Genomic DNA, 22,141 nt, shown 5'->3' on the forward strand with positions numbered 1-22,141 from the left:
GTTCCCCGTGTCCGATCCCCGCCCTGCCTCCCGTCCGCTGCCGCCCGTGGCCATCGTCATCGGGGTGCTGTTCTTCTTCGGGCTGCTGGGGCTGATGATCTACGGGGTGATGAAATCCGGCGCGCCGGACCGCGACGTGCTGCCCTCGGCGCTGATCGGCAAGGCAGCACCGGCCTTCGAGCTGCCGGTGCTGCACGATCCGCAGATCAAGGTCAGCAGTACTGAACTGCGCGGCGCGCCCTATGTGCTCAATGTATGGGGCAGCTGGTGCGCGGCCTGCCGCGACGAACACCCGATCCTGACCAGGTTCGCCGAAACCAAGCGCGTGCGCGTGATCGGCTACAACTGGAAGGACGAGCCGGCCGATGCGCTGCGCTGGCTGGAACAGCTGGGCAATCCGTTCGTGCTGGTGCTCAGCGACATCGAAGGCCGCACCGCGATCGACTGGGGCGTCACCGCCGCGCCGGAGACCTTCCTGGTCGACGCCAGTGGCGTGGTGCGCTGGAAGTACAGCGGCGCGCTCAGCCAGCGCGTCATCGATACCCAGCTGATTCCGGAACTGGAAAAGGTGGAGCGTGCCCATGCCAATGCCCAGCCGCAGCTGCCGGCCTCGCCGTAACCGGATGACCCGCCGGGTCGGCGTGGCGCTGATCGCGCTGGCGCTGGCATTGGCCTCGCCGGTCATGGCGCAGGCCGTCTCCGACCCGACCCCGTTGCAGTACCGCGATGCCGCCGAGGAAGCCCGCTTCCATGCGTTGGCCGCCGAGCTGCGCTGCGTGCAATGCCAGAACCAGTCGCTGGCCGATTCCAATGCACAGATCGCGCACGACCTGCGCCGTGAAGTGCTGGTACTGATGCAGCAGGGCAACAGCGATGCACAGATCAAGCAGTTCCTGGTCGACCGCTATGGCGAGTTCGTGCTGTACCGGCCGCCGATGGAGGCCCGCAACGCGCTGCTCTGGTTCGGCCCGCCGGTGGCGCTGCTGATCGGCGCGGGCGTGCTGATCTGGGTGGTGCGCCGTCGCAGCCACGGGATCCAACCGATGGACAAGAGCGAGGAACGCTGGTGAGCCTTTGGATGGCCCTGAGTGCCGCGGTGTTCGCGGCCGCCCTTGCTGCACTCGTACTGCGGCCGCTGCGTGCAGGCGGTTCGCACCGCCCCTTCGTGATCGCCATGCTGGCGCTGGGATTGGCCGGTGGCGCGCTGTACCTGCTGGTCGGCACGCCGGATGCGGCCGAGCGGACCGCGACCAGCGACGCGCCCGCCACGCTGGAAGATGGCGTGCAGGCGCTGCAACAGGCGCTGGCGAAAGACCCACAACGCGCCGATGGCTGGGCCCTGCTCGGCCGCTCGCAGCTGGCACTGGGCAAGCTGGCCGAGGCCACGGCCGCGTTCGACCGCGCGGTGCGGCTCGCGCCGGACGATCCCGGCATCCTGGTCGAAGCGGCGCAGGCGCGCGCGCAGGCCGCGCCGGGCAAACAGTTCGATGACCAGGCCCTGCAATGGCTGCGTCATGCGAACGCGCTGGCGCCGGAGAGCGAGCGCGCCGGCTGGCTGATCGGCATTGCCCTGCGCCAACGCGGCCAGGACGCCGAGGCCGCGAAGGCCTGGGAAGCCCTGCTGCCGACGCTGGAACCCGGCGCGGCGCGTGCGTTGCGCGAGCAGATCGCCATCGCACGTGGCGCTGCTGGTCTCCCGCCGCGGGTGGAAACGCCTGCCCCTGCCGCGGCGGGCGACCACCCCCTCGCCGTGCAGGTGCGCTTCGCGCCCGGAACCGCGATGGATCCGGCCTGGGCCAACGCCACGGTCTTCGTGATCGCACGCGCGCCGGACGGCCCGCCGATGCCGGTCGCAGTGCAGAAGCATCCGGCCAGCCGGCTGCCCCTGCTGGTCACGCTCGGCGATGGCGACAGCCCGATGCCGACCAGCACGCTGTCGCAGCTGCAGGAGGTCGAGGTACTGGCACGGCTGTCGCGTTCGGGCCAGGCCAACCGCCAGCCGGACGACGTGGAAACCGCGCCGGTACGGGTGCGCCTGCCCCACGCCGGGCCGGTGCCCCTGGTGTTCGATCGCCCATGACCGGTGCGCGGCCGCGACGCAGCGTGCCGCCCACCACCACGGCGCCATCGCGGCGCCCGGCTAAACTGCGCGCATGACTGAATTCATTCCCCCCGGCACCCGCTACCACGCCCTGCCCTCGCCGTTCGCGTTCAAGCGCGGCGGTGCACTGCGCGAGGCGCATGTCGCCTACGAGACCTGGGGCACGCTCGACGCGGACGCCGGCAATGCGGTGTTGATCGTGACCGGGCTGTCGCCGGACGCGCATGCCGCGGCCAACGCCGACAATCCGGCCGCCGGCTGGTGGGAGGCGATGGTCGGCCCGGGCAAGCCGATCGATACGGATCGCTGGTTCGTGATCTGCGTGAACTCGCTGGGCAGCTGCAAGGGCTCGACCGGTCCGGCCAGCATCGACCCGGCCACCGGGGAGCTGTACGGCCTGCGCTTCCCCGAACTCTCGATCGAAGATGGCGCACGCGCAGCGGTCGAGGTGGTGCGCGCATTGGGCGTGACCGAGCTGGCCTGCGTGATCGGCAACTCGATGGGCGGGATGACCGCGCTGGCATTGCTGTTGCTGCACCCGGGCATCGCGCGCAGCCATATCAATATTTCCGGCAGTGCCCAGGCGTTGCCGTTCTCGATCGCGATCCGCTCGCTGCAACGCGAGGCGATCCGGCTCGACCCGCAGTGGAATGGCGGTCGCTACACCGACCAAGCCTACCCGGAATCGGGCATGCGCATGGCGCGCAAGCTCGGCGTGATCACCTACCGCTCCGCACTGGAATGGGATGGCCGCTTCGGCCGCGTGCGCCTGGATTCGGACCAGGCCGATGACGATCCGTTCGGCCTGGAGTTCCAGGTGGAAAGCTACCTGGAAGGCCACGCCCGCCGCTTCGTGCGTTTCTTCGATCCCAACTGCTATCTGTACCTGAGCCGCTCGATGGACTGGTTCGACCTGGCCGAATATGCCGACGGCGACGTCATGGCCGGGCTGGCGAAAATCCAGGTGGACAAGGCGCTGGCGATCGGCGCCAACACCGACATCCTGTTCCCGGTACAGCAGCAACAGCAGATCGCCGATGGCCTGCGCGCCGGTGGCGCCGACGCGCAGTTCATCGGGCTGGATTCGCCGCAGGGCCACGATGCCTTCCTGGTCGACTTCGCCCGGTTTGGCCCGGCGGTCAGCGGCTTCCTGTCCTCCCTCTGAGTTTACCCATGCGCCTTCAAGGAAAGATCAGCGAGTGGAACGACGCGCGCGGCTTCGGCTTCGTGCAGCCCCATGGCGGTGGCGAGCGCTGTTTCGTCCACATCCGTGCGTTCTCCGCACGCGATCGGCGGCCGGCGCTGGGCGATGTGATCACCTATGACGTCCAGACCGATGCGCAGGGGCGCCGCAATGCGACTGCGGTGCGGTTTGCGCTGGCCCGAGATGGCGCACGTCCTGGCGCACATGCTGGCGCGCGGGCCGCAGCGCGCGGCGCGGGGCCGGATAGATTGCCACGCACGGCCATCGCGCTGGTGTTCCTCGCCGGCATCACTGCCGTGGCGATGTGGCAACGTTGGCCGTCATGGGTGCCGGGCATCTACCTGGCCCTGAGCGTGGTCACGTTTGCCTGGTACTGGCATGACAAATCCGCGGCGCAGCACGATCGTCAGCGGACACCGGAGAGCACTTTGCAGGGCCTTGCCCTGCTCGGTGGCTGGCCGGGTGCGTTGATGGCACAGGCGATGTTGCGGCACAAGAACCGCAAAGCCTCCTTCCAGCAGGTGTTCTGGACGACAGTGGCGATCAACCTCGTGGCCCTGGGATGGCTGATCCACGACGGCAGCCTCCTCGGGTAGATCCACCCCATGCGTGGATGGCTTTCCTCGCCAGGCATGGATGGCGTCCGCCGTTACCCTTCCAGCGTCCCATCGCGCAGACGATGACTGCGATGCACGATGCCCTCCGGCAATTCGTCGTGGGTGATCATCAGCAGACTGCGGTTGCCCAGCGCGGCCACCATGTCATGCAACAACGCATGCGCGGTGTCCACATCCAGGCCTTCGGTCGGCTCGTCCAGCAGCAGGATCGGTGCGTCACGCAGCAGCGCGCGCGCCAGCGCCAGGCGCCGTGCCTGTCCGGCTGACATGGTCGCGCCGTTCTCGCCGACCCACGCCGACAAACCGCCGATCTGCTCGGCCCACGCGTGCAGACGAACCTCCGCGAGCACCTGCCACAAGCGCGCGTCGCTGGCCTGTACATCGCCGAGCCGCAGGTTGTCGGCCACGGTGCCGGCGAACACGGGCGCGTTCTGCGGCAGCCAGGCGATCTGGCGATGCCAGTCGGCCTGGGCGAAGCGGCGGATATCGGTATCGCCGTAACGCACGCTGCCGGCCTCCGGATCCCATAGCCGCAGCAGCAGCGACGACAGCGTGGTCTTGCCACTGCCGCTGTCACCGCGGATCGCGATCCGTTCGCCCGGGGCGAGCTGCAACTGCACCTGGTCCAGCAGCACGCGCGCCTGGCCGGGCCAGCGGAACACCACCTGATCGAACCGCAGCGTCGCGGGCGCCGACGGCACGGCCACGGGCGCGTCGGCTTCCACCACGCCCGGCGCCTGGTCCACGATGGCCTCCAGCCGCACCGCGGCGACGCGGCCCGACAACCACGACTGCCAGGCCAGACCGATGCCGGCCCACAGCTCCAGCAGTGCAACGGTCAGGAACACCAGCGCAGCGGCCAGCGCCGCATCCACGCTGCCGCGTTCGAAGGCATGCAGTGCCAGCCACAGCATCCCGACCAGGCCACCGGCGGCGCACAGGCCATGCAGTGCGTTGCCACTGATCAGCCGCCAGCGGCGACGTTTGTCACGCGACTTCAGCTGCTTGGCTGCCACCAGCACGCGCTGGTTCCAATGCTCGCGGGCCTGCAGCGCGGCGAGATCGGCCGCGCCTTCCAGCCCTTCGAACGACTGGGTGCGCAGCTGCGCACGGTGCAGCGCGCGGTCGCGTTCCTGGTCGGCGGCGCCGCGCACGGTCAACCACGGCACGCCGATGCCGATCAGCAGGGCGAGCACCGCCAGCAGACCGGCCGCGGGCGGATGGATGATGCCGGCCGACACCACCGCGACCAGCGAGATGCCACCGAGCGCCAGCAGCGGGCCGATCGCGCGCACCAGCAGGCCGTCGACCTCGCCGATATCCGACATCAGCCGCGCCAGCAGCTCACCGGTGCGCACCCCTGCCAGGCGCGCCGGTGCCAGCGGCAGCGCGCGACGGAAGAACCACACGCGCAGATCACGCGCGATGCGCAGGGTGACATCGTGGCCCACCAGCTTTTCGAAGTAGCGCGACACGATCCGCGCCATGGTCAGCCCGCGGATGCCCGCCGAGGGCGAGAAGAAGTTGAAGCCATTGCCGAGCCCGGCCGCCCCGGCCAAGGCAGCGGCGGTCAGGAAACCACCGGACAGCCCCAGCAATGCGGTGCCGGCCAGCATCGTCGTCCACAGCAGCAGCACGGTCAGCAGCAGGCGGCCGCGATGCCGCGCGAACACACCCTTCAGCGAATCGATGTGCGCAGCCTTCATGGTGTTACCTCCGAAGCCAGCCGCGCGCCGCCGGCGGTCAGGGTCAAGCGGGTGTCGGCCCAGCGCATCGCGGTCTCGCTGTGGGTGGCGATCACCACGCTGCGCCCGCGTGCGAATGCCGCCAGGGTGCGCAGCAGATCGGCTTCTGTAGCGGGATCGAGGAAGGCGGTCGGCTCGTCGAGCAGCAGCAGGTGCGGATCACGCAGCAGCAGCCGGGCCAGACCGATGCGGCGCGCCTCGCCGCCTGACAAGCCGAAGCCGCGCTCACCGATCACCGTGTCCAGCCCCTGCGGCAGTGCGGCCGCGAAGCGCATCACCTGGGCGGCTTCGGCCACGGCGCGCAGATGCGCATCGGTGGCACCGGGCGCGGCCAGGCGCAGGTTGTCGGCAATCGTGCCGTGGAACAGATACGGGCGCTGCCCGGCATAGCCCACGTCCAGCCCCGGGCGCAGCACGATGCTGCCCTCGCGGGGTGGCAACCATCCGGCCAGTGCTTCCAGCAACGTGCTCTTGCCGCTGCCGCTGGGGCCGACCAGCGCCACGCGTTGCCCGGGCTCGATCTGGAACGACAGGTGCTGCACCACATCGTGGTGCGCACCGAGCGGACGCAGGCTCACGTCGCGTACGACCACCGGCGGCGCGTGCTGTTCGAGCAGCTCCGGGACGCGCGCGGTGGCGGGCGGTGCGTCATCGACAACGGCGGCGGCAGGCAGTTCGCCGAGCAGGCGCTCCACTTCGGCCGCCGCGGCAAGTGCGTTGGCGCGGTCGTGATAGTGCGCGGCCAATCGCCGCAGCGGCGCGTAGAACTCCGGTGCCAGCAGCAGACAGAACATGCCCACGCCCAGCGTCGGCACCTGCGCATGCAGCGACATCAGGCCGAGATAGCTCAGGCCCAGGTACAGCGCGACCATCGCGACGCTGACCGAGGCGAAGAACTCCAGCACCGTCGAAGAGAGGAAGGCGATCCGCAGCACTTTCAGGGTGCGCTCGCGTACGCCTTCTGCCGCGCTCGCCACGCCGTCCAGCTCCGCCTCGCCCCGCCCGTAAAGACGCAGGAGGCCAAGTCCCTTGATCCGATCGGCGAAGTGACCGCTCATCCGCGCCAGTTCACCCAGCTGCGCGCGGCCGGCCGCTTCTGCGCCCCAGCCGACCAGCATCATGAAGAACGGCACCAGCGGCGCGGTGAACAGCAGGATCAGCGCGACCACCCAGTCGGTCCAGGCCACGGCGATGGCGATCAGCAACGGCACCACCACCACTTCGATGCGGACCGGCTGATAGCCGGAGTAATAATTCTCAATCGCATCGGAATGCGCCAGCATCAGCTCGCCCAACTCGCCGGTGCGCTGCTGGCGCAGCCACAGCGGACCGCGCCCCAGCAGTCGCTGATAAACCCGTTCACGCAGGGCGAGCCGCGCCGCATCGGCGACATCGCCGGCCGCGGCCTGGGTCGCACTGCCGAGCAGGGTGCGGATCCCCAGCACCGCCAGCAGTCCCAGCAGCACCGGCGTGGCCTCGGCCAACGGGCGATGATCGACCAGCACCGCCTGGATCAGCCAGGCGATGGCGGCGGCCTGCCCGATCAGCAATGCGCCGGACAGGCAGATGCAGATCGCCGCGAGGCGCTGCTTGCCGTGCGCGGCCGTTGCCAGCCCGCCCAGCCAGTGCAGGCGCTGTCGGCGCAGGGCGGTTGTCTCACCAAGGGGCGCGTCGGGGGGTATGCTCAAAACAGGTCACTGGCGGCCACAGGGAGGTTCCGTCGATTGTAGTAGGTGCTGGCCCCGTCCCCGTGCGGCCAGCGGTCGCAGGGATGGGAGCGCATACGATCCCCGCGCGAGTGTCTTTGTACATTGATCTGAATCAAGGCTGTTTGAAGTTGCTGGTCACAGAATTCACCCCGTAGACCCCCCTTCCCGCCACCTGAAACGGCAAAACCCACGAGGTAGCCAGGCCATGATTGATCAGACAGTCGTAGAACTGTCGCGGCTGCAATTCGCTCTGACCGCGATGTACCACTTCCTTTTCGTTCCCCTCACGCTTGGCCTGTCGTTCATGGTGGCCATCATGGAGAGCGTCTACGTCATGACCCGGAAACAGGTCTGGCGCCAGATGACGCTGTTCTGGGGCACGCTGTTCGGCATCAACTTCGCCATCGGCGTCGCCACCGGCATCGTGATGGAATTCCAGTTCGGCATGAACTGGTCGTACTACAGCCACTACGTCGGTGACATCTTCGGCGCACCGCTGGCGATCGAAGGCCTGATGGCGTTCTTCCTGGAAGCGACCTTCATCGGTCTGTTCTTCTTCGGCTGGAAGCGGCTGACCCCGGTCAAGCACCTCACGGTGACCTGGCTGATGGCCCTGGGCACCAACCTCTCGGCGGTGTGGATCCTGATCGCCAACGGCTGGATGCAGAACCCGACCGGCGCGATCTTCAACCCGGAAACGATGCGCATGGAGGTGGTGGACTTCGCCGCCGTGCTGTTCAACCCGGTGGCGCAGGCCAAGTTCGTGCATACGGTCAGTGCGGGCTACGTGACCGGCGCGGTGTTCGTGATGTCGATCAGCGCCCTGTTCCTTCTGCGCAACAAGCACAAGGACATGGCCCGCCGCTCCTTCGCAGTGGCGGCGGCCTTCGGCCTGCTGTCCTCGCTGTCGGTGGTGGTGCTGGGTGACGAAAGCGGTTATGCCGCCAGCGAACACCAGAAGATGAAGCTGGCCGCGATCGAAGCGATGTGGGAAACCGAGCGTGCCCCGGCCGACTTCACCGCCTTCGGCATTCCGAACCAGACCACCCATACCAACGATTACGCGATCAAGATCCCGTACCTGATGGGGCTGATCGCCACCCGTTCGCTGGACCAGCCGATCCCGGGCATCCTGGAACTGGTGGGGCGTGCCGAAAACCGCATCCGCGGTGGCCAGCTGGCTTACGGTGCACTGGAACGCGTGCGCAAGGACAAGAACGACGTCGAAGCGCGCGAGATGTTCGACCGCCATTGGCAGGATCTGGGCCACGGCCTGCTGCTCAAGCGCTATCGCGAGGACATCCTCAACGCGACCCCGGAAGAAATCTCCAAGGCCGCGATGGATACCGTGCCGCGGGTCGCCCCGCTGTTCTGGACCTTCCGCATCATGGCGGGCCTGGGCTTCTACCTGATCGCCTTCTTCGCGCTGGCCTTCTACTACTCGTGCCGCCACAACTTCCAGGACAAGCGCTGGTTCCTCAAGCTCGCCCTGTGGTCGCTGCCGGCGCCGTGGATCGCGATCGAATGCGGCTGGTTCGTGGCCGAGTACGGTCGCCAGCCGTGGGCGGTGGACGGCGTGCTGCCGACCTTCTACGCCGCCTCGGGCCTGGCCCTGCATGAAATCCTGACCACGCTGGCGGTATTCACCGCCCTGTACACGGTGCTGCTGGTCATCGAAGTGAAGCTGATGCTCAAGGCGATCCGCAAGGGCCCGGACGACATCCTGCCGTCGCTGCAGGCTGCAGCCACGTCCCTTTCCCCCAATGCCGCTGCGCCGACCCACGGTCGGGCGTAAGGCAGGAGAACCCAGATGGAATTCATTGGACTCGATTACACCACGCTCCGCGTGATCTGGTGGCTGCTGCTCGGCATCCTGCTGATCGCCTGGGCGGTGATGGACGGTTTCGACCTCGGCGTCGGCACGTTGCTGCCGTTCGTGGCCAGGACCGATGACGAACGCCGGCTGGTGATCAACACCGTCGGCCCGGTGTGGGAAGGCAACCAGGTGTGGCTGGTGCTCGGTGGCGGTGCGATCTTCGCCGCCTGGCCGCCGCTGTACGCGGTCAGCTTCTCCGGCTTCTACCTGGCGGTGTTCCTGATGCTGTTCGGGCTGATCCTGCGCCCGGTCGCCTTCAAGTACCGCAGCAAGATGCCCGGCAAGCGCTGGCGTGAGAACTGGGACCGTGCGCTGTTCGTCGGTGGCCTGTTGCCGGCACTGATTGCTGGCGTGGCGGTGGGCAACGTGCTGGTCGGCGTGCCGTTCCACTTCGATGACAGCATGCGCATCTTCTACACCGGCACCCTGATCGGTCTGCTCAACCCGTTCGCCCTGGTGGCCGGCCTGGTGAGTGTGGCGATGGTGGTCTCGCATGGTGCAGCGATGCTGGTGCTCAAGACCGATGGCCCGGTGGCCGAGCGCTCGGCCCGTTACGGCAGCATCGCGGCGGTGCTGACCTTCGTGCTGTTCGCCCTGGCCGGCGTCTGGGTGGCCTTCGGCCTGCCGGGCTATCAGATCACCTCGCAGGTGGTCACCGACGGCCCGACCAACCCGCTGCTCAAGACTGCTGCCGTCGGTGCGGTGGCCGGTGGCTGGCTGCGCAACTACCAGAGCATGCCGCTGACCCTGCTGGCCCCGATCCTCGGGCTGCTCGGCGCCCTGGCCAGCGCGGTGCTGCTGCGGGCCCGTCGGGGTGGCCTGGCCTTCCTGGCCTCGGGTGCTTCGATCGCCGGCATCATCCTGACCGTCGGTTTTGCGATCTTCCCGTTCCTGCTGCCCTCCTCCAGCCAGCCGGGCTCCAGCCTGACGGTCTGGGACAGCTCCTCCAGCCACCTGACCCTGGGGATCATGCTGATCGCCACGGCCATCTTCCTGCCGATCATCATCGCCTACACCTCCTGGGTCTACCGCGTGATGAAGGGCAAGACCACGGCCGAAGAGATGGGCGACAACCCCAACGCTTACTGATGCGCCCCACGGCGCGATAGGAGACTTACCATGTGGTACTTCGCTTGGATTCTGGGTGCAGGGCTGGCTTCGGTCGTGGCCATCCTCAACGGCATGTGGTTCGAAGCCCGCGAGCAGAGCCGCACGGATCACGAAGAAGGCTAAAAAAAGGTTGCCGATCGGGTCTTCACACCGTATCCTTGTCGGCTCCTTCGGGGTGTAGCTCAGTCTGGTAGAGCGCTACGTTCGGGACGTAGAGGTCGCAGGTTCGAATCCTGTCTCCCCGACCACTTCGGTGGTCGTATTGAAGCCTGGGAACACGTTTCCAGGCTTCTTTATCAAGGGCCGTGGCAACACGGCACCGAAGGTGAAAAACGCGATCCCCCCTTGCCGCCGACCGGCGGGATCGATACAATAGGCGGCTCCTTACGGGGTGTAGCTCAGTCTGGTAGAGCGCTACGTTCGGGACGTAGAGGTCGCAGGTTCGAATCCTGTCTCCCCGACCATTTGATGGTCACAATCAAGCCTGGAAGACTTCAGTGTCCTCCGGGTTTTTTTGTGTCTGTCGATTGAGGCACGTCAGCAATCAGGGCGATGGGCGGGCCTGACACGCCGGATAGCGGCTCGGAATGTCGCCCTTGCAGCTACCGGTGTAGCGGTAGCCTTTCCCCAACATGCAGCGCTGTGCCGCGTAGAGCGTGTCGCGGGAAAGATCGGCCGTTTCCCTGCCCGTGGCACCTTGCCGGTCCGGCGAGATGTTCCCACTGCGTTGGCCGCCACAGGCCTGCCAATCCATGTCACGCACCAGCGTGCCCGCGTCCGGCCTGCTCCAGTCGTGGCCCGGCGGGACCAGGTGCCGGGTCGCAGCGGGATGTCCATTCATCCACATGCCACCTGCGCCACAGGCGGTCAGGCCAAGCAGCACTCCCAGTACCGCCATCACACCAATGAAACCCCTTCGTACGAACAGCAGCGTCGTTGACATCGCTCCTACTCCACCGGGAATCCACGACGGACGAACTCGAACCCGTTGCCGATCATGCATGCGTCGTAAAGCTGGCCCAGCCGGGCGTTGATCTCTCTGTACCGCTTCTTCTGGGCAGCCGTGCGTTCGGCATGCCAGACCTTCGTGATCACAGCACCCTCCTTGAGCAGCCCCGCGTACTCTGCGTCGTTGCGCATCTCCTGACTGCATCGTTGCCGCACCCGGTCCGCCTCGGCCTTGCTGGTACCGGCCTTGCGCCAGTACTGCCGGGTGGGCATGACCCGGACGGAACCCGCCGGAATGGGTCCCCTGTCCGCCGTCGCTACCTGGCCAGGCACGGCAGGAGCAGTGGCACAGCCTGCCACCGTAAGAAGTAGAGTCGCCACCAGCAGCGAGGTGTACCCCCTCGCATGTCCTTGCCTCCGAACCTGCCTCATGCATTTCATCCTGGTTGTCCGCAGCCGCCTTGCTTCTGGCATGCGGGATATCGACTGCGTATCCCCGTGGGACATCATGCAGTGCTGCATATCGCATGTCATGGGGGCCCTGGCGGCTCCCGGCGCGACCTGCCGGGATCGAACCCGTACAATGGCCGGTCCTGGCCTCGCCTTCGGCGCCGGCCCAGTCCCCTACCCCGCAGATGCCGGCCGCTGGCCGGTCTCTGCCGTTGCACCCGCGCGCCGGCATGGCCGCGGTGCGCCACCTGTCAGGAAACATGCTGATGACTCACCCCACCTCACCGTCCCAGTCCCTGCTGCACGGACGCCTGCTGGCGTTTGCCGCGATCCTGCTGGCCGCCTTGAACCTGCGCACTGCGGTCACCTCGCTGACCCCGCTGCTGGATGTGCTCGGCCAGACGTTCGGCTTCGGCACCACGATGACCGGCGTGCTCGGCATGCTGCCCACCGCGGCCTTCGCGCTGTTCGGCGTCACCACCCCGGCCGTGGCGCGCCGCCTGGGCCTGGAGCGCACCGCGCTGCTGGCGATGAGCCTGGCCACCGTGGGCCTGCTGCTGCGCTCGATGGCCGGCGGCGTGGGCAGCCTGCTGTTCGGTTCGGTGGTGGCGCTGGCTGGCATGGGCATCGGCAACGTGGTGGTACCGCCGCTGGTGAAGCGCTACTTCGCCAACCGCGTGGGCACCATGAGCACGCTTTACATCACCGTGCTGCAGATCGGCACGATGATGCCGGCACTGCTGGCGGTGCCGGTCGCGCAGCAGGCCGGCTGGCGCGTGTCGCTGGGCATCTGGGCGCTGATGTCGCTGGCCGCCGCGCTGCCGTGGCTGATGCTCTCGCGTGCGCGCCCGCATCCGGACACGATCAGCGCCGCCAACGACCCGTCCAGCGCGCCGCACGGCAAGGTCTGGAAGACGCCGCTGGCGTGGGGCATGACCCTGATGTTCGGCATGACCTCGCTGATGACCTATTCGATGTTCACCTGGCTGCCGCGGATCGTGGTCGAAGCCGGTGCCACGCCGGCCTTCGGCGGCATCATGGTCGCCATCTTCGCTGCCTGCGGCCTGCTGCCATCGCTGACCATGCCGGCGCTGGCCGTGCGCCTGCGCAATCCCTTCGGGCTGGTACTGATCGGCTTCAGCGCCTTCCTGATCGCCTTCGCCGGCCTGTTGTTCGCCCCGATGAAGGCGCCGTGGCTGTGGGCGGTGCTGCTCGGCATCGGGCCGTCGACCTTCCCGCTGGCGCTGACCCTGATCAACCTGCGCACCCGCACCCCGGCCGGTTCGGCGGCGCTGTCCGGTTTCATGCAGGGCGTGGGCTATGCGTTCAGCTGCCTGGGCCCGTTCCTGTTCGGCTGGCTGCATGCGGTCAGCGGCGGCTGGCACCTGCCGTTCGGCTTCCTGGTGCTGTGCGCGGTGGTGCTGTTGTGCGCCTCCTGGGTTGCCTGCAAGCCGCAGAAGCTCGAAGACCAGTGGTGAGTGACCCGCTGCGTCCATCTACACGCGCTGTGCGCAACAGCTGACGTAGCGTGTCGTTAACTGACCCGGTGTGCTGCACCGGGCCATGTTCGGCGCCCCTGGCGACGCCAGTGGGATGAACAGCTTCATCGCGACGGCGTGCGTTCCCCATGCGGGCGACATGGCGGGAAACGTCAGTATTTCAACGACTTGTTCTTCCCCTCCGGGTACCACCCGGGGGCTGATCGGCCGTACCCGGTTCTTGGCGATTTGGCACCAAGCGCGCAGTCAGGCACGACTGGCATGTGATGTGCGTCACAGTTTATGACGCTGATGCCATTCGAAAGGATGCTCCAAGGGGGGTTCCATGTACGACCATCGGCCGCTGGCGCTCGGCGTCGGCCTGGCATGTGCCGCACTCGCTTTCTCCGCTCCGGCTGCCTGGGCAGCCGAACCGCGGGCCGACGCCCTGGCCGAGATCGGCCAGTTCCGGGACCACGCCCAATGGCTGGATGCACTGGCGGCGATCGAGCGTGCCCGGGTGCAGGCACCTGACGACACCCTGCTGTATCGCCTGCAGGTATTGACCCTCTCGGATATCGGCAACGCGCACCGCGCGTGGCAGCTGTACCTGGCCCGCCCCGACCTGTTCGACACCGCCCAGAAAGAACGGCTGGAAGGCAATTACCTGGCCAAGCTGGTGGGCTGGAGCCTGGCCTATGGCCCCAGCGAAGACACCCGCCTGGACGAAGCCGACGCCGCGCTGGTGCAGATGCAGCAGTATCTCGAACGCGATGGCACCACGGTGCAGCAGGCGCCGTTGCGGATCCGCCATGACCGCCTGATCCTGCTCAATCGGCTGGGGCGCCACGCACAGGTGCGCGATGAGTACCGCGACCTCCTCGCCGAGGGCCACCCCGTCCCCAACTATCTGCTGGCAGCGGTCGGCGATTCGCTGATGTCCACCCAGCATCCGGACGAAGCGATCCCGGTGCTGGAGGCGGCGCTCAAGGCCGATCCGTCGCTGCCGGAAGCCCGCTCCGAGCTCGCATATGCGTATCTGGAAGACGAGCAGGCCGAGACCGCGATCACCCTGCTGACGCGCTGGCAGGCCGATGAGCCGGCCTGGCGCTGGGCCAACGGGGCCAAGGCGCCGTACCCCAACTGGCCGCGCTACGAGGCCGACCTCAACCTGGCCATGGTGCGCGCCTACAGCGGCGATCTACCCACCGCCCAGCGCGATCTGGAAAAGATGGTCGAGGTCGGGCCCGGCAACACCGGCACGCAATCCTCGCTGGGCAACGTCTACCTGATGCGCGGCTGGCCGCGGCGGGCGCTGGAGCGCTACAGCATGGCCAACACGCTGGACCCGCGCGATGTGCCGGCGCGCCTTGGGCAGTACGACGCTTACGTGCAGGTGCAGCGCGATGATCTGGCGCGGCCGATCCACGACACCGTGCTTGCCGCCTATCCCAACCAGCCGTCCGTGCAGCGCATGGACCGCAGCTGGCGCGCGCACCGTGGCTGGCAGTGGCATGCCTACGCCGAAGGTGGCCGCAGCTCCGGCGGTGGCGGTGCGTCGCCGCTGGGCAACGACGACGGCCGCTATGGCGTGGAAGTGCAGTCCCCGGTACTCGACGACCGCTGGCGCCTGGTCGCGTTCGCCGACCGGCGCAGCGTGGATTTCCAGGACGAGAGCATCGACCCGCTGCGGATCGGCGTGGGCACGCGTTACCGCTACGGCCGCGCGGATGCGGAAGCGTTCATCCACCGCGCCAACGACCACATCGGCGAGACCGGCCTGAGCGCCGGGTTCGGCTGGCAGTTCAGCGATCAGTGGCATGCGGGCATCACCGCCGCACGCAACGACCCGGACGCCTCGATGCAGGCGCGCGTCTCCGGCATCACCGCCGACAGCATCGCGCTGGCGGCCGACTACCGGCGCGACGAGCGGACCCACTGGAGCCTGGGCGCCAGCCGGTTCCGCTACGACGACGGCAACCGCCGCGACACCGTCAGCACCGCCATCGAACAGCGCCTGATGACCCGGCCGACCGTGTTCGTGGACGGCCTCGGCAGCCTGTACGCCAGCCGCGGCAGCCGCGACGACGTGCCCTACTTCAACCCCTCCGAAGATCGCTCGGTGGAGATCGGCCTGCGCGTGGACCAGCAGCTGTGGCGCCACTACGAACGCCACTTCCGCCATCGCCTGACCGTTTCGGTGGGGCAGTACTGGCAGCAGGGCTATGGCAGCGCGATCGTGCCCTCGGCCGAGTACCGCCACGAATGGCAGCTCGGCGAGGGCCGCATTTTCGAATACGGCATCCGCTGGTCGCGACCGGTCTATGACGGACAGCGTGAGCGACACATCGGCCTGGATGCCGGCCTGCGGTGGGGAGAATGAGATGCGGCACATCGACATGAAGCGCTGGTCCCACTGGCTGTTGCTGGCCCTGCTCGCCGTGGTGCTGCCGGCACAGGCACAACAGCCGCCGGCCGCACTCGATGCCGCCGACAACGGCCTGCTGGTGCTGAGCTATCACGACATCCGCGACGAGGTGGCCGAGCGCGGCGACCCGGATGCGTATGCGGTCAGCACGCAGAACTTTGCTGCGCACCTGGACTGGTTGTCCGCGCATGGCTACCACCCGGTCTCGCTGTCGCAGTTGATCACCGCCTCACAGGGCGGCACGCCCCTGCCGCCCAAGCCGGTGCTGCTGACCTTCGATGACGGGCTGCGCAGCGTGTACAGCAAAGTGTTCCCGTTGCTGCGCGCCTACAACTATCCGGCGCTGGTCGCGGTGATCACCGACTACGTGGACATGCCGGCCGGGCGCCAGATCGACTACGGCTACCGCCCCTTCACCCGCGAGGATTTCCTGACCTGGGCGCAGCTGCGCGAGATGCAGAAAAGCGGGCTGATCGAACTGGCCAGCCACACCGACAACCTGCACCACGGCGTGCAGTCCAACCCGCAGGGCAACTCGACGCCGGCGGTGATCACGCACATCTACGACCCGACCCGCAGGACCTATGAAAGCGCGGCCGAGTACGAGGCCCGCCTGCGCGCCGATCTGGGCCGCAGCGTGGAACGCATCCAGCGCAATGTCGGTGTCAGCCCGAAGGCGATCGTGTGGCCATACGCCGCGTACAACGCGCTCAGCAACGATATCGCCGAGCAGCTGGGCATGCCGGTCTCGTTCGATCTGGAAGGCCGCAGCACCCCGGTCAAGCGCGATCTGCACGGCCTGGCGCGCCTGCTGGTGACCAACAACCCGACCGTGGTGCAGCTGGCCTACGAACTGCGTCGCGATGTGGAACGCGATGGGATGCGTGCGCTGCAGATCGACCTGGATGCGGTCTACGATGCCGACCCGGTGCAACAGGGCAAAAACCTGGATGCGTTGATCGACCGGGTCAAGAAGATCGGCCCGACCCACGTGTTCCTGCAGGCCTTCGCCGACCCGGACGGCAACGGCTCGGCCGATGCGCTGTACTTCCCCAACCGGCATCTGCCGATGCGCGCGGACCTGTTCAACCGGGTGGCGTGGCAGCTCAAGACGCGTGCCGGGGTCAAGGTGTTCGCCTGGCTGCCGGTACTGGGCTACGAGCTCAAGGATCCGGCCATCCGCAGGGCGCTGGCCATCGAGAGCCCGGAAAGCGACGGCATCTTCCGGCTGGACTTCACCCGGCCGCAGGTGCGTCGGATCATCGATGACATCTACGAAGATCTCGCGATCAACGCGTACTTCGAGGGTCTGCTGTTCCACGATGACGCCTACCTGCGCGACACCGAGCTGACCCGGCTGCCGCAGGAAGGTGATGACGGTGCACGTACCCAGGCGCTGATCGATTTCACCCTGGAGCTGCGCACTGCCGCGCAGCGCTGGCGCCCGAAACTGGGCACCGTGCGCAACCTGTATGCCCAGCCCGTGCTGGAACCGCAGAGCGCGAGCTGGTTCGCCCAGCGCCTGGACCTGTTCAACAAGGCCTACGACCACACCGCGCTGATGGCGATGCCGTGGATGGAAGGCAGCCGCAGCCCGGAACGCTGGCTGGACCGGCTGGTGGTGGCGGTGAAGCAGCACGATCCGCAGTTGTCGCAGACGATGTTCGAGCTGCAGACGCTGGACTGGCGCACCGGCAAGCCGATCCCCGGCGACCGCCTGCGCGCGCAGATCCGTCGCCTGCAGGCGCAGGGCGTGCGCCATTTCTCCTGGTATCCGGATGACTTCATCGCCGGACGTCCCTCCACGTATGACGCCCGCGCGGCCATGTCGGCCCGCAGCTTCCCGTACGAGGAAAAGTGAGGTCGCCATGCATCCTCTTCTCTACATTCTGTTCCAGTTCGCCTTCTTCTACCCGATGGTGATGGCGTTCTTCTGGATGTCCGGCGGCCTGTATTACTTCTTCCGGCGCGAACGCAAGGCGCGCGATCGCAATGATCCGCCGCCGATGGCGGTCTACCCGTCCGCCTCGATCCTGATCCCCTGCCACAACGAAGCGGAGAACCTGCAGGACACGCTCGACTCCGCACTCAGGCAGAACTACCCGGACTTCGAAGTGATCGCCATCAACGATGGCAGCAGCGACGACACCGGGGCACGCCTGGATGCCCTGGCCGCCCTGCATCCCCGGCTGCGTGTCCTGCACCTGGACCGCAACATGGGCAAGGCCAACGCGCTGCGCATGGGGGCGCTGGCGGCGCGCTCGGAGTTCCTGGTCTGCATTGATGGCGATGCGATGCTGGAGGAGTACGCCACGCATTGGATGGTCTGGCATCTCACCTCGGGCCCACGCGTGGGCGCGGTCACCGGCAACCCGCGCATCCGCAACCGATCCACCCTGCTGGGCCGGCTGCAGGTGGCCGAGTTCTCCTCGATCATCGGCATGATCAAGCGTGCGCAGCGGGTATACGGGCGCATCTTCACCATCTCCGGGGTGATCGCCGCGTTCCGTCGTACCGCCCTGCATCGCATCGGTTACTGGTCCGATGACATGGTCACCGAGGACATCGACATCAGCTGGCGGTTGCAGCTGGACCACTGGGACATCCGCTACGAGCCCAATGCGCTGTGCTTCATCCTGATGCCGGAAACGCTGAAGGGACTGTGGCGGCAGCGCCTGCGCTGGGCCCAGGGCGGCGTGGAAGTACTGCTGCGGCACGGCGGCTCGCTGTTCCACTGGCGCAAGCGGCGGATGTGGGGGGTGCTGATGGAGTACATCCTCAGCGTGCTGTGGGCGTACACGATGCTGGCGATCATCGTGCTGTGGGCGCTGGGCAAGTTCATGGAGCTGCCGCCTGATCTGTACATCGCCACGCTGCTGCCGCAGTGGCATGGCGTGATCCTGGCCCTGGTCTGCCTGCTGCAGTTCGCCAGCAGCCTGATCATCGACCGCCGTTACGAAACGCATATAGGACGTAATTACTTCTGGGTGATCTGGTACCCGATGGCGTACTGGCTCATCAGTCTGTTCACGACCCTGGTGGCGTTCCCCAAGACGATCTTCAAACGTCGTGGCAAGCGCGCGGTCTGGGTCAGTCCTGACCGGGGTATCCGATGAACACCGTCAAATCCACCCGCCGCTTCGACTCGCGGCTGATCCAGAAACCGCGCCGGCAGCCACGCCTGCAGCGCACCGCCTGGGGCTTTGTGACCATCGCCTTCTGGGCGTTCTACTTCTATCTGTGGGCACCGCTGGTGACGTTGATCTCGTGGCTGCTGGGCGGGCAGATGGCCTGGGCGCAACTGTACGAACAGAAGCAGACGATCGACCCGTTCGTGGTGATCGCCCTGCCGGTGATGCTGCTCTGCTGCGCGGCGCTGCTGATCGCCTGGGCCGAGTACAACCGCATGCGCTTCACGGGGAAGGAACGTCGGCTGCCGCATGACGATGTGACCCGCACCGAGATCGCACACGACCTCGGCGCGAGCGTGGCCGTGGCCGCGTCGCTGGCCGATGGAAAGTCGGTGACGCTGCACATGGACGAGCACGCGCGGCCGGTACGGGTCACCGCGGGGGCATTGGCGGTCGCATACGGGTAATCGCGCGGGTGCCGACAAACCGGTAGTGCCGGCCGCTGGCCGGCTCTACCCGGTCACGCGCGCGTCTGACCTTCGCCGCGGACGACGAAACGCTCCACGGTCAGCGCTTCCAGTCCCATCGGGCCATAGGCGTGCAGCCGGGTGGTGGAGATGCCGATCTCCGCGCCCAGGCCCAGCTCGCCCCCATCGGAGAACCGCGATGATGCGTTGACCATGACCACGGCCGACCGCAGCGCCTGCACGAAGCGTTCGGCGGCGACCGCGTCCTCGGTGGCGATCACTTCGGTATGGTCCGAGCTGTACTGCTGGATATGCGCCAGTGCCTGATCGAGGTCCTTCACCACGCGCACCGCGATGATCAGGTCCAGGTACTCGGCGGCGTAATCGTCGTCGCTGGCCGGCCCGGCCTCGGGCAACCACTGCCGCGCCACCGCATCGGCACGGACCTGCACGCCCTGCCCGGCCAGTGCCTGCGCCACCAACGGCAGGAACGTCGGCGCGATCTCGGCATGCACCAGCAGCGTCTCCAGCGAATTGCAGGCCGAGGGGCGGCTGCACTTGCCGTCCACCAGCAGGCCCAGTGCACGCGCGGGATCGGCGGCACGGTCCACGTACAGATGGCAGACGCCCTTGTAATGCTTGATCACCGGCACCCGCGCGTGCTCGGCGACGAACCGGATCAGGCCTTCCCCGCCACGCGGGATCGCCAGATCGATCAGGTCGTTGAGCTGCAGCAGGGCCAGCATGGTCTCGCGGCGCAGGTCCTCGACCAGGGTCAGCGCGGCATCGGCGACACCGGCCTCGCGCAGCGCGCGCTTGAGCGACGCCGCGATCGCGGTATTGGAGTGGATCGCCTCCGAACCACCGCGCAGGATCACGCCGTTGCCGGCCTTGATGCACAGCGCGGCCGCATCGGCGGTCACGTTCGGGCGCGCTTCGTAGATCATCGCGATCACGCCCAGCGGCACGCGCACCTTCTGCACGCGGATGCCATTCGGGCGCACATCGTCGCGGGTGACCTGCCCGACCGGATCGGGCAACGCGGCCACCTCGCGCAGCGCGGCGGCGATACCGGCCAGCCGCTGCGGGTTCAGGGCCAGGCGGTCCAGCATCGCGGTCCCGACGCCCTTCTCCGTCGCCGCGGCGAGATCGCGCGCGTTGGCGGCGAGGATCGCATCGGTATCGGCGTCCAACGCGGCAGCCATCGCCTCCAGCAGAGCGGCCTTGGCGGCGGAGGACAGCTGGGCGAGTTGCCGGGCCGCCTCGCGGCAGGCCAACGCCTGGGTGCGGATGTCGGTACTGGAGCTGGCGACCATCTCAATATCCTCGGAAAAAACGGTAGAGCCACGCCATGCGTGGCTGGGGGATGTCGAACAGACCCAGGTTGCGCAGCCACGCATGGCGTGGCTCTACCGTGGATGTTCTTACGCTTTACAGCACCACCAGATCGTCACGGTGGATGACGTTACCGCCGTAGTTGTAGCCGAGCACGCTTTCGATGTCGCGCGAGTGGCGCCCGGCAACGCGGCGGATGTCGCTGGCCGAGTACTGGCTGACGCCACGGGCCAGGCAGACCTCGCCGGCCTCGGTGCGTTGCCGGATCTCGATCATGTCGCCACGGCGGAAGTCACCCTCCGCGCCGACCACACCGCCCGGCAGCAGCGAGGCGCCCTTGCCGCGCAGCGCATCGGCGGCGCCCGCGTCGACCAGGATCGCGCCCGGCTCCAGCGGTGCGTGGCGCAGCCAGTACTTGCGTGCCGCCACGCGGGTCTGCGCGGCGTGGATGCGGGTGCCGAACAGGCGTCCCTGGGTGAGCGCACGCACGACCTCGGCACTGCGCCCGTTGAACAGGCAGGTCTCGATGCCGACGCGACCTGCCTTGGCCGCGGCCTCCAGCTTGGTATGCATGCCGCCGGTGCCGGCACCGCTGCCGGCACCCCCGGCCATCGCCAGCACCTCGACGGTCAGCTCAGGCACATCGTGGATCGGCCGTGCCTGCGGATCGCGGCGCGGATCGGCGCTGTACAGGCCGTCGATATCGGTGGCGATGAACAGCACATCGGCGTCGATCAGCGCAGCAACGGTGGCAGCCAGATTGTCGTTGTCGCCCAGCTTCAGCTCATCCACCGAGACCGTGTCGTTCTCGTTGACCACCGGCAGCGCGCCCAGCCGCAGCAGCTCGTTGAGCGTGGCGCGGGCATTGAGGTAACGGCGGCGATTGCGCAGGTCGTCGTGGGTCAGCAGCACCTGGGCCACCGGGCGCTCGAAGAAGCGCTGCCACAGCCCGATCAGCTGCGCCTGGCCTAGCGCCGCCAGTGCCTGCCGCGCCGCCATCGCCGCCCCGGCTTCCAGCGCGCGGGGCACGATCGCCCGACCGGCCGCGACCGCGCCGGAGGACACGATCACCACCTCCCGACCGGCCAGCACATTGGCCGAGACGAACTGGGCCAGACCCAGTGCGTGGCGTGGCGAGAGGCCGCCGCCATCGGCCGCCAGCAGGCTGCTGCCGACCTTGAGCACGGCACGTTTCCACTGCGGAACGGCTTGTTCGGTGAACGGCGAAAGCACGGACTGGTTCATGTGATCGGCGCGCTCAGCGCGTGCTCCATTCGTGGATGCGGGCGGTGGCACTGCCGTGCACCAGCAGCGGATCGGTGTCGACCAGCGTCTGCGCTGCGGCCAGGTCGGCGATGTCCTGAAGCACGTACGCGCCGCCAGTCTTGTCGGTGAAGCCGCCGGTCAGCAGCAGCTGCCCGCGGGCGCGCACGTCATCGAGGAAGCGCACATGCTCGGCACCGACCTCATCGCGGAAGTCGGGGGTGCGGGTGACCACTACCAGGTAACAGGTTTTCATGTGAGTCCTTTTCGCGGGCAGTG

20 protein-coding genes and 2 tRNA genes are annotated in these 22,141 nt (G+C 67.7%); 15 read left to right on the forward strand and 7 right to left on the reverse strand.

The annotated features are described in order from the left end of the window. Positions 1 to 7: 7 nt before the first annotated feature. The 5 genes from ABE424_RS13795 (at position 8) to ABE424_RS13815 (ending at position 3,901) form a co-directional block, all read left to right on the forward strand. On the forward strand, positions 8 to 619 hold the full coding sequence (locus tag ABE424_RS13795) for a DsbE family thiol:disulfide interchange protein (protein WP_346478185.1): 612 nt from the start codon (positions 8 to 10) through the stop codon (positions 617 to 619). A 64-nt stretch (positions 620 to 683) separates the two neighbouring features. Further along, positions 684 to 1,070, forward strand: a complete 387-nt coding sequence (locus tag ABE424_RS13800) for a cytochrome c-type biogenesis protein (protein WP_346492364.1) — start codon at positions 684 to 686, stop codon at positions 1,068 to 1,070. Next, entirely contained in the window at positions 1,064 to 2,080 is a 1,017-nt protein-coding gene (locus tag ABE424_RS13805; protein WP_346492363.1) for a tetratricopeptide repeat protein, read from the forward strand. Before ABE424_RS13800 ends, ABE424_RS13805 begins: the two co-directional genes overlap by 7 nt. Before the next feature lie 73 nt (positions 2,081 to 2,153). Continuing rightward, a complete protein-coding gene (locus tag ABE424_RS13810; protein WP_346492324.1) occupies positions 2,154 to 3,266 on the forward strand; it encodes a homoserine O-acetyltransferase in 1,113 nt (370 codons plus the stop codon). Positions 3,267 to 3,274: 8 nt separating this feature from the next. Then, the gene (locus tag ABE424_RS13815; protein ID WP_346492323.1) at positions 3,275 to 3,901 is read left to right on the forward strand and encodes a cold shock and DUF1294 domain-containing protein; all 627 of its coding nucleotides are present in this window, start codon (positions 3,275 to 3,277) and stop codon (positions 3,899 to 3,901) included. A 53-nt stretch (positions 3,902 to 3,954) separates the two neighbouring features. Here ABE424_RS13815 and cydC read toward each other — a convergent pair whose 3' ends face one another. Together cydC and cydD are read right to left on the reverse strand one after the other, a co-directional pair. Beyond that, complete coding sequence (gene cydC / locus ABE424_RS13820; protein ID WP_346492322.1) at positions 3,955 to 5,628, reverse strand: thiol reductant ABC exporter subunit CydC; 1,674 nt, start codon at positions 5,626 to 5,628, stop codon at positions 3,955 to 3,957. Continuing rightward, a complete protein-coding gene (cydD, locus tag ABE424_RS13825) occupies positions 5,625 to 7,355 on the reverse strand; it encodes a thiol reductant ABC exporter subunit CydD (RefSeq protein ID WP_346492321.1) in 1,731 nt (576 codons plus the stop codon). The genes cydC and cydD overlap by 4 nt, the downstream gene beginning before the upstream one ends. A gap of 226 nt (positions 7,356 to 7,581) precedes the next feature. On the opposite strand from cydD, the gene ABE424_RS13830 reads away from it, so the two are divergent. From ABE424_RS13830 to ABE424_RS13850, 5 genes are all read left to right on the forward strand, one after another. Next, positions 7,582 to 9,171 (forward strand): cytochrome ubiquinol oxidase subunit I, encoded by a 1,590-nt coding sequence (locus ABE424_RS13830; RefSeq protein WP_176989428.1) that lies wholly within the window; start codon positions 7,582 to 7,584, stop codon positions 9,169 to 9,171. Between the two features lie 15 nt (positions 9,172 to 9,186). Further along, positions 9,187 to 10,341 carry a cytochrome d ubiquinol oxidase subunit II gene (cydB, locus tag ABE424_RS13835; RefSeq protein WP_346492320.1) on the forward strand — a complete coding sequence of 385 codons (1,155 nt, stop codon included), beginning with the start codon at positions 9,187 to 9,189 and terminating at the stop codon, positions 10,339 to 10,341. Between the two features lie 30 nt (positions 10,342 to 10,371). Then, a complete protein-coding gene (gene cydX / locus ABE424_RS13840; RefSeq protein WP_019182852.1) occupies positions 10,372 to 10,485 on the forward strand; it encodes a cytochrome bd-I oxidase subunit CydX in 114 nt (37 codons plus the stop codon). Between the two features lie 48 nt (positions 10,486 to 10,533). Then, positions 10,534 to 10,610: transfer RNA gene (locus ABE424_RS13845), tRNA-Pro, on the forward strand. Between the two features lie 139 nt (positions 10,611 to 10,749). Further along, positions 10,750 to 10,826: transfer RNA gene (locus ABE424_RS13850), tRNA-Pro, on the forward strand. Between the two features lie 80 nt (positions 10,827 to 10,906). Here the strand turns inward: ABE424_RS13850 and ABE424_RS13855 are convergent. After that, positions 10,907 to 11,305 carry a hypothetical protein gene (locus ABE424_RS13855; RefSeq protein WP_346492319.1) on the reverse strand — a complete coding sequence of 133 codons (399 nt, stop codon included), beginning with the start codon at positions 11,303 to 11,305 and terminating at the stop codon, positions 10,907 to 10,909. Between the two features lie 5 nt (positions 11,306 to 11,310). Then, entirely contained in the window at positions 11,311 to 11,583 is a 273-nt protein-coding gene (locus tag ABE424_RS13860) for a hypothetical protein (protein WP_346492318.1), read from the reverse strand. 443 nt (positions 11,584 to 12,026) lie between these two features. Here ABE424_RS13860 and ABE424_RS13865 point away from each other — a divergent pair, with 443 nt between their 5' ends. The 5 genes from ABE424_RS13865 (at position 12,027) to pgaD (ending at position 19,264) form a co-directional block, all read left to right on the forward strand. Further along, on the forward strand, positions 12,027 to 13,238 hold the full coding sequence (locus ABE424_RS13865; RefSeq protein ID WP_121041142.1) for an MFS transporter: 1,212 nt from the start codon (positions 12,027 to 12,029) through the stop codon (positions 13,236 to 13,238). Between the two features lie 346 nt (positions 13,239 to 13,584). Further along, positions 13,585 to 15,621 carry a poly-beta-1,6 N-acetyl-D-glucosamine export porin PgaA gene (gene pgaA / locus ABE424_RS13870; RefSeq protein WP_346492317.1) on the forward strand — a complete coding sequence of 679 codons (2,037 nt, stop codon included), beginning with the start codon at positions 13,585 to 13,587 and terminating at the stop codon, positions 15,619 to 15,621. A gap of 16 nt (positions 15,622 to 15,637) precedes the next feature. Next, positions 15,638 to 17,527: a poly-beta-1,6-N-acetyl-D-glucosamine N-deacetylase PgaB gene (gene pgaB, locus ABE424_RS13875; protein WP_346492316.1), complete on the forward strand. Its 1,890-nt coding sequence runs from the start codon at positions 15,638 to 15,640 to the stop codon at positions 17,525 to 17,527. Positions 17,528 to 17,534: 7 nt separating this feature from the next. Then, entirely contained in the window at positions 17,535 to 18,782 is a 1,248-nt protein-coding gene (gene pgaC, locus ABE424_RS13880) for a poly-beta-1,6-N-acetyl-D-glucosamine synthase (protein ID WP_346492315.1), read from the forward strand. Continuing rightward, positions 18,779 to 19,264, forward strand: coding sequence for a poly-beta-1,6-N-acetyl-D-glucosamine biosynthesis protein PgaD (pgaD, locus tag ABE424_RS13885; RefSeq protein ID WP_346492314.1), 486 nt, complete (start codon positions 18,779 to 18,781; stop codon positions 19,262 to 19,264). Before pgaC ends, pgaD begins: the two co-directional genes overlap by 4 nt. 53 nt (positions 19,265 to 19,317) lie before the next feature. Here pgaD and ABE424_RS13890 read toward each other — a convergent pair whose 3' ends face one another. From ABE424_RS13890 to ABE424_RS13900, 3 genes are all read right to left on the reverse strand, one after another. Further along, positions 19,318 to 20,580: a glutamate-5-semialdehyde dehydrogenase gene (locus ABE424_RS13890; protein ID WP_346492313.1), complete on the reverse strand. Its 1,263-nt coding sequence runs from the start codon at positions 20,578 to 20,580 to the stop codon at positions 19,318 to 19,320. 115 nt (positions 20,581 to 20,695) lie between these two features. Then, positions 20,696 to 21,844 carry a glutamate 5-kinase gene (gene proB, locus ABE424_RS13895; protein ID WP_346492312.1) on the reverse strand — a complete coding sequence of 383 codons (1,149 nt, stop codon included), beginning with the start codon at positions 21,842 to 21,844 and terminating at the stop codon, positions 20,696 to 20,698. Between the two features lie 13 nt (positions 21,845 to 21,857). Then, positions 21,858 to 22,118 (reverse strand): YciI family protein, encoded by a 261-nt coding sequence (locus tag ABE424_RS13900; RefSeq protein WP_346492311.1) that lies wholly within the window; start codon positions 22,116 to 22,118, stop codon positions 21,858 to 21,860. Positions 22,119 to 22,141 lie beyond the last annotated feature (23 nt).

The sequence above is a fragment of the Stenotrophomonas sp. TWI1149 genome (genome assembly GCF_039673155.1).
GTDB classification, from domain to species: Bacteria; Pseudomonadota; Gammaproteobacteria; order Xanthomonadales; family Xanthomonadaceae; genus Stenotrophomonas; species Stenotrophomonas maltophilia_AA.

Coding starts and splice junctions, on each gene's coding strand:
- pgaA (WP_346492317.1), top strand. CDS start 13,585: ATGTACGACCATCGGCCGCTGGCGCTCGGCGTCGGCCTGGCATGTGCC.
- cydC (WP_346492322.1), bottom strand. CDS start 5,628: ATGAAGGCTGCGCACATCGATTCGCTGAAGGGTGTGTTCGCGCGGCAT.
- pgaD (WP_346492314.1), top strand. CDS start 18,779: ATGAACACCGTCAAATCCACCCGCCGCTTCGACTCGCGGCTGATCCAG.
- cydB (WP_346492320.1), top strand. CDS start 9,187: ATGGAATTCATTGGACTCGATTACACCACGCTCCGCGTGATCTGGTGG.
- ABE424_RS13900 (WP_346492311.1), bottom strand. CDS start 22,118: ATGAAAACCTGTTACCTGGTAGTGGTCACCCGCACCCCCGACTTCCGC.
- ABE424_RS13865 (WP_121041142.1), top strand. CDS start 12,027: ATGACTCACCCCACCTCACCGTCCCAGTCCCTGCTGCACGGACGCCTG.
- ABE424_RS13800 (WP_346492364.1), top strand. CDS start 684: ATGGCGCAGGCCGTCTCCGACCCGACCCCGTTGCAGTACCGCGATGCC.
- proB (WP_346492312.1), bottom strand. CDS start 21,844: ATGAACCAGTCCGTGCTTTCGCCGTTCACCGAACAAGCCGTTCCGCAG.
- ABE424_RS13815 (WP_346492323.1), top strand. CDS start 3,275: ATGCGCCTTCAAGGAAAGATCAGCGAGTGGAACGACGCGCGCGGCTTC.
- ABE424_RS13830 (WP_176989428.1), top strand. CDS start 7,582: ATGATTGATCAGACAGTCGTAGAACTGTCGCGGCTGCAATTCGCTCTG.
- pgaC (WP_346492315.1), top strand. CDS start 17,535: ATGCATCCTCTTCTCTACATTCTGTTCCAGTTCGCCTTCTTCTACCCG.
- cydX (WP_019182852.1), top strand. CDS start 10,372: ATGTGGTACTTCGCTTGGATTCTGGGTGCAGGGCTGGCTTCGGTCGTG.
- ABE424_RS13810 (WP_346492324.1), top strand. CDS start 2,154: ATGACTGAATTCATTCCCCCCGGCACCCGCTACCACGCCCTGCCCTCG.
- pgaB (WP_346492316.1), top strand. CDS start 15,638: ATGAAGCGCTGGTCCCACTGGCTGTTGCTGGCCCTGCTCGCCGTGGTG.
- ABE424_RS13890 (WP_346492313.1), bottom strand. CDS start 20,580: ATGGTCGCCAGCTCCAGTACCGACATCCGCACCCAGGCGTTGGCCTGC.
- ABE424_RS13860 (WP_346492318.1), bottom strand. CDS start 11,583: ATGCCCACCCGGCAGTACTGGCGCAAGGCCGGTACCAGCAAGGCCGAG.
- ABE424_RS13855 (WP_346492319.1), bottom strand. CDS start 11,305: ATGTCAACGACGCTGCTGTTCGTACGAAGGGGTTTCATTGGTGTGATG.